This window comes from Citrobacter sp. UYEF32 (assembly GCF_040546205.1).
Classification (GTDB): Bacteria; Pseudomonadota; Gammaproteobacteria; order Enterobacterales; family Enterobacteriaceae; genus Phytobacter; species Phytobacter diazotrophicus.
Genome location: NZ_JBEPNI010000002.1, coordinates 506,501 through 519,983, shown reverse-complemented (window position 1 = coordinate 519,983; position 13,483 = coordinate 506,501). Strand labels below are relative to the sequence as shown.

Annotated in this window: 15 protein-coding genes; all 15 read right to left on the bottom strand. The window is 52.9% G+C overall.

Translation table 11 applies throughout. The features are described from left to right. Positions 1-9: 9 nt before the first annotated feature. Genes ABIB59_RS06860 through ABIB59_RS06790 form a run of 15 tightly spaced genes read right to left on the bottom strand, consistent with a single transcriptional unit; the run spans position 10 to position 13,403 of the window. Complete coding sequence (locus ABIB59_RS06860; RefSeq protein WP_354034634.1) at positions 10-3,303, bottom strand: phage tail tape measure protein; 3,294 nt, start codon at positions 3,301-3,303, stop codon at positions 10-12. 41 nt (positions 3,304-3,344) lie between these two features. Then, the gene (locus ABIB59_RS06855; protein WP_354034632.1) at positions 3,345-3,686 is read right to left on the bottom strand and encodes a hypothetical protein; all 342 of its coding nucleotides are present in this window, start codon (positions 3,684-3,686) and stop codon (positions 3,345-3,347) included. 60 nt (positions 3,687-3,746) lie between these two features. After that, positions 3,747-4,001, bottom strand: coding sequence for a phage tail assembly protein T (locus ABIB59_RS06850; RefSeq protein WP_354034630.1), 255 nt, complete (start codon positions 3,999-4,001; stop codon positions 3,747-3,749). 23 nt (positions 4,002-4,024) lie between these two features. Then, complete coding sequence (locus tag ABIB59_RS06845; RefSeq protein WP_354034628.1) at positions 4,025-4,417, bottom strand: phage tail assembly chaperone; 393 nt, start codon at positions 4,415-4,417, stop codon at positions 4,025-4,027. Positions 4,418-4,468: 51 nt separating this feature from the next. After that, positions 4,469-4,939, bottom strand: coding sequence for a phage tail tube protein (locus tag ABIB59_RS06840; protein WP_107224829.1), 471 nt, complete (start codon positions 4,937-4,939; stop codon positions 4,469-4,471). Between the two features lie 59 nt (positions 4,940-4,998). Next, complete coding sequence (gp17, locus tag ABIB59_RS06835; protein WP_354034626.1) at positions 4,999-5,346, bottom strand: tail completion protein gp17; 348 nt, start codon at positions 5,344-5,346, stop codon at positions 4,999-5,001. Next, entirely contained in the window at positions 5,343-5,789 is a 447-nt protein-coding gene (locus tag ABIB59_RS06830; protein WP_354034624.1) for an HK97-gp10 family putative phage morphogenesis protein, read from the bottom strand. Before ABIB59_RS06830 ends, gp17 begins: the two co-directional genes overlap by 4 nt. Further along, positions 5,786-6,124: a phage head closure protein gene (locus ABIB59_RS06825; RefSeq protein ID WP_354034954.1), complete on the bottom strand. Its 339-nt coding sequence runs from the start codon at positions 6,122-6,124 to the stop codon at positions 5,786-5,788. Before ABIB59_RS06825 ends, ABIB59_RS06830 begins: the two co-directional genes overlap by 4 nt. Before the next feature lie 13 nt (positions 6,125-6,137). Continuing rightward, positions 6,138-6,464: a head-tail connector protein gene (locus tag ABIB59_RS06820; protein WP_085005741.1), complete on the bottom strand. Its 327-nt coding sequence runs from the start codon at positions 6,462-6,464 to the stop codon at positions 6,138-6,140. Then, on the bottom strand, positions 6,461-7,678 hold the full coding sequence (locus tag ABIB59_RS06815; RefSeq protein WP_354034622.1) for a phage gp6-like head-tail connector protein: 1,218 nt from the start codon (positions 7,676-7,678) through the stop codon (positions 6,461-6,463). The genes ABIB59_RS06820 and ABIB59_RS06815 overlap by 4 nt, the downstream gene beginning before the upstream one ends. Beyond that, positions 7,675-9,024, bottom strand: coding sequence for a phage portal protein (locus tag ABIB59_RS06810; RefSeq protein WP_354034620.1), 1,350 nt, complete (start codon positions 9,022-9,024; stop codon positions 7,675-7,677). Before ABIB59_RS06810 ends, ABIB59_RS06815 begins: the two co-directional genes overlap by 4 nt. Beyond that, positions 9,024-9,191 (bottom strand): hypothetical protein, encoded by a 168-nt coding sequence (locus ABIB59_RS06805; RefSeq protein WP_354034618.1) that lies wholly within the window; start codon positions 9,189-9,191, stop codon positions 9,024-9,026. Before ABIB59_RS06805 ends, ABIB59_RS06810 begins: the two co-directional genes overlap by 1 nt. A 38-nt stretch (positions 9,192-9,229) precedes the next feature. Next, on the bottom strand, positions 9,230-11,170 hold the full coding sequence (locus ABIB59_RS06800) for a phage major capsid protein (RefSeq protein ID WP_354034616.1): 1,941 nt from the start codon (positions 11,168-11,170) through the stop codon (positions 9,230-9,232). Between the two features lie 58 nt (positions 11,171-11,228). Next, positions 11,229-12,887, bottom strand: a complete 1,659-nt coding sequence (locus ABIB59_RS06795) for a terminase large subunit (protein WP_354034614.1) — start codon at positions 12,885-12,887, stop codon at positions 11,229-11,231. Between the two features lie 3 nt (positions 12,888-12,890). After that, a complete protein-coding gene (locus ABIB59_RS06790) occupies positions 12,891-13,403 on the bottom strand; it encodes a terminase small subunit (RefSeq protein WP_354034612.1) in 513 nt (170 codons plus the stop codon). Positions 13,404-13,483: the final 80 nt, after the last annotated feature.

Sequence of the window (13,483 nt, the reverse complement as noted above, 5' to 3'; positions counted from 1 at the left end):
GCGAGGGCTTTAGCTTCGGTACAGAATCCCGCCAGGCGTAATTTCTTTTCTTAACCTGTCGGTAATGGTGAGTTGAATAATAGACTGTAACTGACTGGAAATAGCGCTTGTATCAGAGGCGTTACCCCGACCTCCTGCTGAATCCTGATAAATACTCACTGGAGCCTCGACATGAATATTCGTAGCGTTGCCACTGGTACTGTTCACACCAGAGCTGACAGCACGCACCCCCAGTGAACCATCAGACGCGCGCGTCAGTGGCATAATGGCTTCCGGTCCCGCTTCGGCGAAGATGCCAGCTCCCTGCGCAAATGCAAACATTTGAGGCGTATTGTAAACGCCGTTACTGTATGCGCTCAGGGACGGCGAATCCTGGACACCGCCCTGGGCGAAAAACTGGACTTTGTCAGCATAACCCTGCAGCGCCGCTACATTGACCGAGCCACCACTTGAAGCCGCCGAACCTCCGAAATAGCTACTGACGCCACTGACAACGGTCCCAAGCAAGCCACCAAATGATGACGATGAGCCACCGCTCAGCGCACTTACGGCCGCCATTTGCAGGGAGACTTTGGCGATCATTTCCAGCGCCGACAGCCCCCATGACCTCCAGTCCGCTTTACCACGAACCAGCATAGATGCCACATTATCCATGGCGCTATCCATTGTGGTGGTAACTCCCTGTGAAACGGTCCCGGCGATGTCCATCGTGTTCTGTAGCCAGTTTTCATAACCACGTGACACACCATTACGCCAGTCGGCTTCTGATGCTGCGATAGCTCTGTACTTGTTATCAAGCTCAGTCAGCGCAGCATTATAAGCCTTAACCGCTTCGGTAGAATTTCTACCCCCTGCTTTGTCGAATGTTCGTTCTATCTGCTGGCGTTCTTCAAATCGTTGCCGCTCTCTGTCGCTCAGCCCTGTGGTATCCGTCGCCGACGTGGCCTCGTCACGGAATTTACGTGTAGCTTCGGTAAGCTGTTTCAGTGCCTCCGCCTGATCACGCTGTTTTTTAACGTTATCATCAGCCCGTGAAGTCCAGCGGGCCAGTTCTGAGGCCTGCTTACGAATTTCCTCAGTTTGTTCGGCTGTCCATTTAATGCCGCTCTGGTGCGCTGCAGCGTAAAGGTCAGCCGCTTTCTCACCCTCACTGGCGCGGACCTGCTGCACCTGAATGGCTATCGACAGGTCTTCGATTTTGCTGGCGTATCGCTGTGCCTGAGCCTCTGCCTCCCGCTCTGCTTTGTTTTGCGCATTCGTTGCTGCAGTCGCATCCTTTTTAGCCTGCGCTGCAGCAGCGTCTTTCTTCGCGGCCTCGTCTTTCCGGTAAATGTAAGTGGTATACAAATCCCCGGTCAGTTTCAGATCTTGCGCTTCGTAAACAAACTGCTGATGCTGCTTTGCCAGCCCGTCCAGTCCGGAAAGAACAACGTCGCGGGATGCTTTATCAAGTGCTGTCTGTTGTGCCGGGGTTGCTTTAGCCAGAGACACAACAGGGCCGGCATACTGTGGAGGTGTTGCGCCTGCCGTAGCCGTCATGGAACGGTTAAGGAGATCGTAAGCCCCCTTAAGAATGGAAACTGCACCAGCCTGTTCAACCGCTTTTTGTGTCGCCAGATCACTGGCGGTGTTGACCAGTTTTTGTGTCGCTTCGACTTTTGAGGCAGCCTGCTCACGCTGATATTCCAGCCGGTTCAGTTGCCCGGTTAACTCAATGTTTTTGGCAGTGATATCGGCCTGGTCCATGAACGTATTCAGGTAAGTCAGGCGCGGCGACTGGTTGTAATCCTGCTGAATTTTAGCCAGTGCAGACTGGCTGTCTTTAACCTTTCTGATCTGCTCATCAAGATCGGCCAGATCTTTTTTCTGTGCCGCCAGTGATGTGCTGGCGTCAACGGCAGTGGAACGCAGGCCAGCAGGCGACATCTTATTGAGTTTTTTATTGATATCGTCGAGGTTGTCAGCGAAAGCAACGGCTTCTTTATGCACCTGCTGCGTGTGTTCATACAGCCCATACATAGCAGCACCAGCACCGATAATCAGCCCCGGCCAGCCACCCAGCACACTCAGTACACCTGAACCCAGACGGCTGGTTAAAGAGGCTGTGCTGTTGAGATTATTCAGCGCTGAGCTACGCCCGACAAGGGCATTATTCAGTCCTGCCTGCGCGGCGATCAGTTGCCGTTCCGCTGCAATCTGGGTCTCAATGGACGTCGCTGCGGCCACTGCTTTTTGTGCGCGATAAACGGTTTCCCGCGATATGGCAACACTGACCTGAGAGCCGCGAACCTGAGCCTGAGCAAGCGCAATCTCGGCTGCTGTATTACGGATAACAGCAGTGGTCGCGCCCCCAATATTGCCGACCATATTGCCAAAATAACGGGCAAGGCCAATTCCTACCAGAATCCCGGCTGTATTTGCCACCGTGTTGATATTGTTAGCAACGCTGTCCAGTACCCCGGCGAGTGATGCAGAAGCACCGACGGCATCATTGGCGCCACCAACCCAGGCCATAAAGCTGTTCTGGACTTTCTGCGCTGAGCCACTGATGGAGGCCGGGAGCGTCTCAAATTCTTTGCGCAGCAACCCGACATTGGTCAGGAGGGGAACAATTTTATCTGTGGTGAGTTCACCGTTCTGCGCCATATTGCGCAGCCCGCCCACCGTTGTTTTCATGCCATCGGCCAGCAGTTTGGCCAGGCGGCCGCCGTTCTCCATAATTGCATTGAATTCTTCGCCGCGCAGAACACCGGAGCCAAGCGCCTGGCTCAGTTGCGTGATAACGGAACTGGCTTCTTCGGTGCTTGCGCCGGACAATTTCAGTGACGTGGCGACAGTTTCAGTGACTTTTGCCACATCGGCTGACGCGTAGCCAGCATCACGCAGGGAAGACGCAATACGGGAGTAAAGGGTTGCGTTAGCCTCAAACGAGGTGCCTGTGCGCTGGCTGATGTCCATTAATGACCGCTGCGCGGCTGTAAAATCTTCCGCGCCCGTGGATGCCAGGCGCAGGCGTCCGCTTAACTGGTTCCACGTATCGGCATACTGGATAAGCTGATGCGTGGCAAACGCACCTGCAAACGCGCCTGCCAGGCCCGTGGCAGTAGATTTAACGCTGACCAGCTCGGCATTCAGCGCAGCAATAGAGCGTTGTGTTTCACGGGTGACGGCTGCCGCCTGCTTACCGCCCTGCTCCATTGTTTTGTAATAGTCCTGCCCCAGCCGCGAGGCGCGGGCAATTTCCCGCTGGAACGAGCCGGAGTCAGCGGAGACTTTAATGATCAGTTCGCGCAAAGTAGCCATACTTACCCCAAAAAAAAGCCTCGCTAGGAGGCTTTAGTTATTTATTGGCATATGCTTTTGAAATTACCAGAACCTTTAACATCATCTTCATTTATTATTTTAACGGGACTATTTTCAACAATCTTATTATTTTCAACAGTCAGATGAACATAGTAATTCCTATCACCAACATATCCGCCATAAGAATTTTTAGCATTAACGGTTCCACATATATACCCCACTCCATCACCGAATGAGCGGTAGTAAGAATTAAACTTAGCGCTATCTGGATCCTTTAGTGATTGCTTAACTAAAGATTCGCCAAGCTTAATCATCTCACTATCGCTGGGCTTGCAAGCTGATAAAAAAATGGTAGATAAAATAATCAATGAATATTTTAGCATTTCTCTTCCCTATGATTTGTAACTATCTCATAGAGTACAACATGAAAATGGTACCGTTTGCTATAAGTTTGACATCCACTCTTCTATATCACTGATTTCATCTTGTTGTCCGAATTTAAGGAGAAGATCACTGATTTCATATTTACCACCCTGAGCATTGAATACCGCCGCCGATATCTGTGCCGCCTGGACATCACCACGCCAGTCGCCAATGGGGCTCATCCGGTCATAGGCAATCCACATTTTCAACTCACTGGCCGTCAGGGTGCTGCGAAGTTCGTGAAGTGTGCGCCCCAGCCGGAGCGCCAGAGACATAAGAAAGAAAGTCAGCGGTTCTTTTACTTTTTTTCGGCCTGGTCCTGATCAACGCCAAGAGCAAGTGCGGCACTCAGCAGGCGCTTGTGTACCGGCCCATAAATTTCGCGAACAATCTGTGAATCGTCGTCAGAAAAAACGCGGTTACCATCTTCATCCAGCAGAACATCAATAAAGAGGATCACATCCGCATCTTTGTTACGCATAAATTCCTGCGCTGAGGTTAATTTAACGGGTTCTTCTCCTTCCGGTAGTTCAGGAGGCGTCAGGAATTCGCGGAATTTAACCCATGCATTGCCGGAAGGTTCACGCACGGTGACTTTTGTTTTCCATTCGGGAACCGTGATGGTTCTGGTACGAAATGCCAGCGACGGGGCCAGCGCCATATCGCGTAATGAAGGTTTCGGGTTTGCCATTAAACGTGTCTCTGTGAATTAAATGGAGGGGGAAAAAGCGCCCGCAGGCGCTTAAGAACCGGAGGCTACAATGCGTTTCGGCTTACCTTTCACGCGAAGCGAATAGGTGGCGCCAACGACCTGGGATGTCGCTGCAGACCAGCTACTCTGACGGACCTCAACGAGCACATAAAAACCGTTACCGGAGGGGAAAACGACTTTCAGCGCCCGCAGCTCGTCATTTTCATAGGCCGTCTGCAGCGCCAGTTGCGCGGCTTCATCACCCACCCAGTTACGGGAAATGGACATTTCTGCCGGAGCCGCGAGGCCGTTGGTCTGCTCCTGCTCGGTAGAGCAAAGCGTGGTGACATCGATGTCACTTTTCTGGCCGCCTGTGTAGCTGATCTCCTTCGTGGCACATTCAGCTTCAAGGAACGTCACGCCTGCCGTAGGGAAACCTGCAGCCTTAAAATCGTCTTCTGTGACGGGGGCGTTCGAGATACCGATCTGCGTGCCCTTTGTTTTTTCATACTTACTGGTCATGTTTGCTCCAGATGTAAAAAAACCGCCAGGTGGCGGTTATGTTTATGACGGATTTTTACTTACTGCTGAACCGAAATTTCCAGCGTTGCCCGCCGCAATTTTGTATCAGGTTCGTAGCCGCCCGTTTTAGACATGCGGGTAAACTGCAACGGTGTAAGAGCGATGACAACCTGCTCCCGGAGTTCCCATGACTCTTCAACACTCCTTGAGTACACATCAACCTGTACAAAGGTTGTTTCCTCTGCCGGTGAACAAAAGGTGTCGCCGTAACTCTGAGACACAAATGTGAAAGTGATCCACGGAGGCGCAACTGCAGGTTTCCCGGCATCATTCAACGGAACGATATCCATATATACCTGACCGTTCGCCAGTGAACCGATAAGGTGAAATACATCAGATTCCTTCATTTTGACAGCACCTCATCAATCGCTGTATTCATCCTGGCGATCACAGCGCGGGTCGCCTCTTCCTGCCGGGTATCAAAGGCAGGACGCACAAAGGGGTGAGCGGGCATGTTCGATGTGCCTAACTCTACAAAACGCCAGTAAAACGCGTTCCGTCGGTTGCTGGCCTTCATGGTGTTGTCACTGTTACCCGTTGCCGGATTAACACCGCGGATATGCACACCCGAAGCGATTACATTACGCTTACCGCGCATTGTCACAACAACGACATTCTTTTTCAGTTTCCCGGTACGTTCTGGCGCGCGCTGGATGACCTCCTGCTTCAGTACTTCCGCCCCTGCGCGCGTACCATCCCGCAGAACCTTTTTATTTTCCGCTTTGCTGAGCCGCTCAAGATCGTGAGAAATATCCAACAGCCCGGAAAAATCCAGTGTATGGTCAATCACGACACCACCCCCTGCTTACACAAAATTTCGAGTCTGGTACCGCGACTGTCAGGAATCGGCGGCCCTGACACTTCAAGGATCTGACCGCGAAAAGGGCCAGAAAGCACTTTTAATCGGGAAGCTGCTGTAATACCTGCCCTGAACCGCACCCAGACACGAACCGTTGCCTCAGCTTTTTCAGCACCGGAAGTAATGAGTTCCCTCCCGCTTATCGCCCTGATATCTGCCCTGATCTGTTCACCATCGACCCATTCCTGAGTAAGTTCGCCAAAGGGAGATCTGCTTGTGACAGCATTCTGAATGGTGACAACATGAATAAGACGTCCTGCCGCAATTGACATGCTCACCTCACATAATGGTTGGCCGGCGAAGGCTATAAATGAAAGCCGTCACAGAGAAAGGCAACTCACCGGGCTGCAGATCTTCCTTTTCCGCAAGGTCCGGGTTGCGGTACAGCATGCCAACCAGTCGCATAGTGGATGCCTTCATGCGCGAAAGTGATTCGCCTTCAATCAGGTTTCCGCTGCTGTCCACCACCTTATCCCTGCTCCCCTGGATATAATCCAGAAGTACGGCGCTGGCCTCCTGGATTTTTTCTTTCAGTTCAGTGTCATCAATATCATGGTCAATTTTGAGGTGCGCCTTAATTTCCGCCAGAGTGATCAATTCAATCATGGCCTGTCCCTCGCATCGCGCCCGCGTTTGGCCGCCAGTGTCCAGCCAGTCGAGCCGGGTTCACCAGGCTTGCCCTGAGTTTTCTCATCGCAGTGCCAGAGCGAACCACCCCATGTGACCGTATCACCAGGCAGATATTCATCACCGGATTTGAAAACGCCACGGTAAAGCATGACCGGCACGTCAAAGGATTTGGTTTCACTGCCACCGCTCGAACGGTTTACCGTTAAGGTGAAATGCCGCTGGTCAGTGCGATCAATCTCGACGCCTGCAACACCATCAACCACACATTCCCAGCCGCGCATGTTATGTGTTTTCTCGTATGCGCGCCACAGACCGCCTTTATGGGTTGCATAAGACCCACGCGGATAGCTCTTACCTTCATCAATAAATGGGAGTATCTCGAGCGCCAGCGCATCGCGACCATCTTCTCCATCCCTTGCGGGTTCAGCGGGTGGCATGGCGGCCACAGCATCAGCGATCAGCGATTTGATATCGGGAAGCACCGGCATAGATGCTGTAACCAGTTCCTCCAGCATAGGCTTAACATCGTCCGGCGTAATACTTTTCCCGTCCTGTGGTACCGGGATGGCGTCCACCACCTCGCCTACTGCGTCGGCCACGGCCTGTTTCAGCACCACCGGATCATAATCTTTTCCGTTTTCCGGAACCGGTAGCTCGCGAAAGGCTTTATCCACCATCTCCTGCAGCATTGGTTGCATATCTTGCGGTGTGACGCTTTTACCGTCCTGCGGAACCGGGATAGCAGCCACCGCCTCATCCACCGCGTCTGACACTGCCTGTTTCAGCACCACCGGATCATAATCTTTTCCATTTTCCGGAACCGGTAGCTCGCTAAAGGCTTTATCCACCATCGCCTGCAGCATTGGCTTAATATCTTCCGGCGTGACACTTTTACAGTCCTGTGGCAGGGGCAACGCGGCGACCGCTTCACTTATCATCAGGGCAATGTCGGGTAGCTGAGGTTCTGGCGGTGATGGCAGGGCAGCCACCGCATCCGCAAGCATGGCAGCAAGATCAGGAGATGGTGTGCCTTTAATTTCATCAATGGACGTTGAAATGCGGGACAATTTTTCTTCAAATTCCAGGCGCTGTGCTTCGAGGTTTTTACTGAATACCTCGCGCATTTCAGAAAGAACGAGGCCAAACTCTTCGCCTAACGCCTTTATCAGAGATAATTCGCGTTCATTCATTTGGTAAGTAACCCCCGGAGCATCGCTTTTACCGCTGATTGCTGTGCATCAGATAACGACTTTCCTTCACTTTTATCTGGTTGCTGTTGCGGTGCCTGGCTGCCTTTACCGAATGGATCCTCTGATGCATCGCGGCGGGCCAGTGCGCCAAGACTGTAATTCTGCTGCTGCAGGTACAATTCATCGCCTCCTGTTACAGGTGGCAGATTTTCACTTCGCCGCGCTTCGTTCGGTGTCATGATGGTGTTTTTTACCCCCTCACCCAGCGTTTTTATGCGGCGTTCGCTGTCCATCCTCAGAAGTGCATTTACGTCAAACTCGGTCCCGGAATCGTTTTCCAGTTCAAACGCCTCATCCAGTAATAACTCGATAGACTCAATGAGCGTCTGCAGGCACTGGGAATAGTACTGTTGCTCAAGAGCCTCAATATTGTCGTACGAAGGGAGTTCGCCGACTCCGGCCTTATAGGTGGGGACATGGAACGCTGAACAGACGATTTTCGCGGACATCTGGAGCTGCTCAACCACCTTTGCATCATCCGCTGAAATTGAGACAGGGTTATATTTGGCACCATTGCTGAGAAGCCCTGTTTTCCCGGCGTTTTCTCCCGTATACCCGGTTTCCCAGTTGGATTTAAGGATTCTGGCGTTTTCCTCCGTTATATTGCCTGGCACCTCTATCACGCCGCTTGGCTTACTACCATTGCGGAAAAAGAACGCTGAATTTTCCTGGATATGGTGCCCCTGCATCGCGGCAAGGCCCGCTGCGTAAATCGGGGAGAGACCGATAAGCGGATGGAACAGGCAGTTAAAACGGTCGTGAATAACCTCACGTGCCGGAACAGTGACTGACTTTTCGATACCCGTCATGTTGTCAGGGTTTATCTGGTAAAAGACTGATCCATCATCTGCAACCAGCGGGGTAACTTTGTTCCAGTCAATAATACGGAGTTCTGTAATTTGTCCCCGGGTGTTGCGGATTTTTAACACCACGGTATTCCCGTGGCATAACTTCGAGTTAAGCCAGCATTCGAAAAACTGGATCCTGTTCTGAAAGGCATTAGGCCGACGATAAAGCGCGGCAACAGGCCCGGCACTGTTTTCTTTCCAGATGCCGTCAGAATCACGGCGCATCATACGTAGTGGCATCTTTGAAATATCACTGGCTATCAGCGATATACATGAAAAAACAGCATGAAAGGAAAGAACAGTTTGCTGATTTATTTCAAGGTTACGCTGCCATGCACCCGCAAAGGGTTCACGAACATAACTGAGGAGTGAGGTCCAGATCCCGCGAATGGCAGGCTGTTGCAAGGCCTTCTCTTTTTTCCTGAAAGGGTTCCACATCAGCCATTCCCCGCGTTATTTTTCTTTTTGCTACCACCAGCACGTTTGTTGCTGATGTATTCCGCTTTACCCAACAGAACCAGCACCCTGGCGCACCGGGCGTTCACGTTCTTTTCATCGCCCGGAACCGAATCGTGAGTGCGTTGCAGATACCTGATTTTTGCCATGTATTACGGCGGGGTCTCCCCCGCCCTCCGTTAGCACATTAGCTGCCCTGGGTGGTGCCGTAGTTAACGCCGGAAATAACAGCAACGGCAGCAGTACGGCGGCGTTTCCAGTTGATCCAGCGCTCAGCACGGATGGCCACACTGTTCGTCTGGAACATGGAAACCAGCTCGGTACCTGTCGGCGTGATGCTGTCGCCAGTCGGATCGCTCTCCATTTCCAGAGACGCCTCGCGGGACATATCGACAGCAACACCGCCATCGTCAGCAAGGTACACATCCGGTGCATTAACCAGCACAAGCAGATTGCCAACGTACTGGGAGACAATCACCGGAAGGCCCTGGAAGGTCCCCCCAAGCAATGTCATTTCCGGGTACTCTTTCTGACCCAGCGCGTTTTTACGCATCGACAGAGCAAGTGCGGTAGTACTGGACATCAGCCACACCGCACCATTTGGTTGCAGGCTGGCGGCAACGAACACCCCAAATGCAGCCGCCGCATCATCATCAGGGTTACCTGTTGACGGAATGGCGGCGATGCCGTTGGTGATGGATGCCGGGGAAATACCGGCAACCTCTGCTTTCGACGGGCTGATAAAGTCCGTGTCCAGGCGCGCGATAACCGCCTCAGCCAGGGCGTTGCGCACCAGCGCGTCTGCAGCCGGGTTGGAAAAGCGGATCAGTTCATCAGTGAGCACAGCAATTGCGGCTACTTTCGCAAAGCTGAACGTAATCGACGCAAAGTCAAACTTCGTCAGTGGTTTGGCCTTACCCTGGCCAACCCAGTTTGCGGAACCCCCGGAGGTCTGCGCCGGGATGCGGATGTTGAACGGTACCTGACGCAGTGCCGGGATATTACCCTGACCAAAACGGCCGATGATCGTCTGTGGTCGCAGGAATTCCACAAAATCCTGTGCATAGTCCTGATACTCCACCAGCGCCCCGGCCCATGTCGGGTCAGTCGTGGTCCCGGCTCCTACAGCAGCCTTGAGAACATGATGGAGCTTCGCATCATCCGGATACTGCTTGCGGGCGATCTCCAGCGCTTCCGAACGGCTGCCATTCGCGGCGGCCAGAGCTTTGGCGAAACGGGCAAACGCAATGCCTTTTTCCAGCTTCTGTTCAACGCGGATGATACCTGGTGCGCTGGTTGTGACGGTGGTTACATCGCCGTTTGCGGCTTTGCTGACCGGCTTCGCTGTGATCGCAAGATTTGCCTCCATATCACGCAGGCGCTTAAGGTGCGCATCCACGGCCTTGATTTCAGCGGACGTGTTGTCGTAGCTCTCTTCTTCCTCAGCATCCAGGGTACGGCCATCATCCGCCGCCTTCGCCATGATGTCAGAGAGGGAAGCTGCCAGCGCTGCACGTTTAGCTTCAAAGCTTTTGATTTGTTCTGCGATATTCATCGACGTGTTTCCTTTATAAATATTGATTTTCGGTGCTGTGGCGCCAGCGGGCTTATGTGCTTTAACCACGGGTTTCTCATTGCCTGACGCGGCGAGTAACTGGCGGTCAAAAGATTTAACGGTCTGGATAGAGCATTCGGCGTTCGCCGGAATGGTCACTGCGGAGACTTCAAGCAGATCCCAGGACAGAAAGCGGATGCCACCTTCATCGAGGAACGAATATTCGATGGGGCGAAATCCGATAGACAGCCCGCGAACCAGCCCTGCCTTAATAGAAGCCCAGGCCTCATCAAGACGGGCTGCAAGCTGCGATGGCATGTCAGGCGTTGGTTTCACCAGCTTTGCGGTAATTTCCAGCCCCTCTTTCACCATCTTTGGCGTGCAAGTGCCGACAGGCTGGGAGCGGTCATGCTGCCAGAGGAATGGGGTATCGCTGCGGAACTTCGCGCCCCCCGGCTCCATGATGTCACCATCACGGTCAGGTGAAGGCGTGGAGGCGATGCCGGTGATTATCCGTTCGTCCTCATTTACCGCCTTTACCGTCATGATGGTACATGCGCGGTTAAGGGTCATTTGATGCCTCCTGAAACGAAAAAACCCGCCGGAGCGGGTCGTTTACTGACGTTAAAAGTCATATGAAAATTACCTGATAATCCTGTTTCTTCGCCTCAGGATTCAGCGCCATAAGCGAAACCGCGTTGAACAGCGCCATAAGCGGGTCGATTTTCCCCTTACCGCTGGCCTGTTTGGTAATGAGGATGGCATTACCTTTAGGCTCAACCCTGGCATTGCCGACACACCAGGACATCATCGGCTGTCCGGCATGAATCAGCACCCCCTCGGCAAGCTTGCGTTCCGTGGTTTTTATCGCCCCGCCAAGACGCCAGCCCTGACTGACACCCACGACGGAATCAGCCGGGATTTCCGCTTCGATCAGGGCATCAAGAATTTGCCCCACGCCCGACGGGTCAATGCCAATTTTGTCGAGTAACTCAGCAGTGTGGATACGGCTGACATACTCAGCCACTTCCTCCGTGTCCTGTCCGACGCGTTTAACGATGGTCAAATCACCGGCTTTCACGAAATCACTGAACCGGGACTCTTCGCTTTTACGTCGTCTGATGGCTATCTCATGCGCCCAGGCGTGGCACCAGCAAAGCCATTCACGGGTTTCACCATCACGGCCAACGGCGGAAAAGCCCAGCAAATCGTCAAGACCGCCGCCATCGATCCCGACAGTGACCACCTCGGCGCGCCGGAGCAATTCATCAAACGTCACCCTTCTGGCCTGCTGCTCCCAGAAATCCACTCCCGCCCAGCGGTCAGTACGCAGATTCAGGCCGATCTCAATGTTGAGGTGTTTGGCAAGAAACTGCTGCAGGGTTCCGTCAGTCTTCGCCTGATTTTTGCGAAGGTTGTCGGCTATCCATTCAGAACTGACGGACAACCCGATGTTAGGATTGGTGATGTAAAAATTTTCTGGCTCGAGATATGCCTTGCTTTCAACCATGCTTTCCGGGAATTCGTAAAGAATCCCCAGTGTCTTAGGATCATGTAGTTTGCCATCACGCACATCACGCCAGTAATCCAGCCGTTCCTTAAACACCCCTGTAGGGGGCTCATCGCTTTGCGTGGTCAGGTAAATCACCCAACCTTCATTTCGCGATACCTGCCCGCCCAGTGCCTCCATAAACATCGCTTCTGCGTTAGCACGCTTGCCAAACAACCAGAGCTCATCCACCAGGACGCGGCCCGATTTTTTGCCGGAAACGGTGTCGGTATCAGCAGCGACAACTTTCAACGTGTTACGCGTGACCCGGTGTGTGATGGTGCGAATGTGATCCTGAATCTGGAACATATCCGACAACTCCTCGTCTGCACGTATCATCCCGGCGGCAGGCTTGAAACTGTTGTCGGCTACCTCTTTCGTCGGTGCCAGAATCAAATGCTCTTCGTCCTCACGCCAGCAAAGGATCAGCGCCGTCAGCATGATCCCGGCCGCGATGGTCGATTTTGTGTTTTTCTTCGATATCAACAGCCCGTATTCACGAATCAACTGATTGCCGGTATCAGCCTCATAACCACCAAAGATGGCTTTAACAAAATCAAACACCCACTCCTCGGAGCATTCACCGAACGTTGGCTTGCCAGGCAGGTCAGAAACACGCAGTTCACGAAAGATACCCAGCGCCTGCATCGCCTGGTCAGGAAAAATCGGGGGTGGAATGATTGACTGCCTGCTAACCAGAAGACTTTCCCAGTCAGGGCAGGCCGTGGACCATTGCGCCATGAATTACCCTCCCTTGTTATTGACGACCAGTTTTGGCGGAGCCATAGAGCCAAACTTTCCCGCACCAGCGGCCACTTTCGCCGCCGCGTTTTTGGCATCTTTTTTCCCGGTCTCCCCTTTTTTGGGGTGAATATAGGGAAGCATTGCCTTTGCAGCATCTTTCCGTACGTCAATGTCTTCGCCTGTATTGTTCATCACCGCCATAAGGAACTGGAGCGGATCGTCATAAGTCACCGCCACCGACGGTGAGGTCGGCGGTGATTCCGGTGGGGATGTTTTTTCGGGGTTGTTTACCGCTGGGGTATAAACATTTTTTCGGTAGGCCGGAACCTCATCAACCTCGACAGTTTCCTTGTTTTTACGCCCAATAAACGCGATGACTTCCGGGTCTTTAGCCAGTTGCGAACCCTTAGACCGTGCGGATTTCTCAGAATACCCCGCCTTTATTGCCGCATCTTTTTTAGACATACCGGACATCAGCGCGACCGCGAATTTTCGCTTTTGCGCTGTTAACATGTTTACACCCTCCAGAGGGGAATTTTTTCTGTGCGTGAGGGAGGCGGCGGTGTCCGGCGCGATCGACGTTTACACCCAAA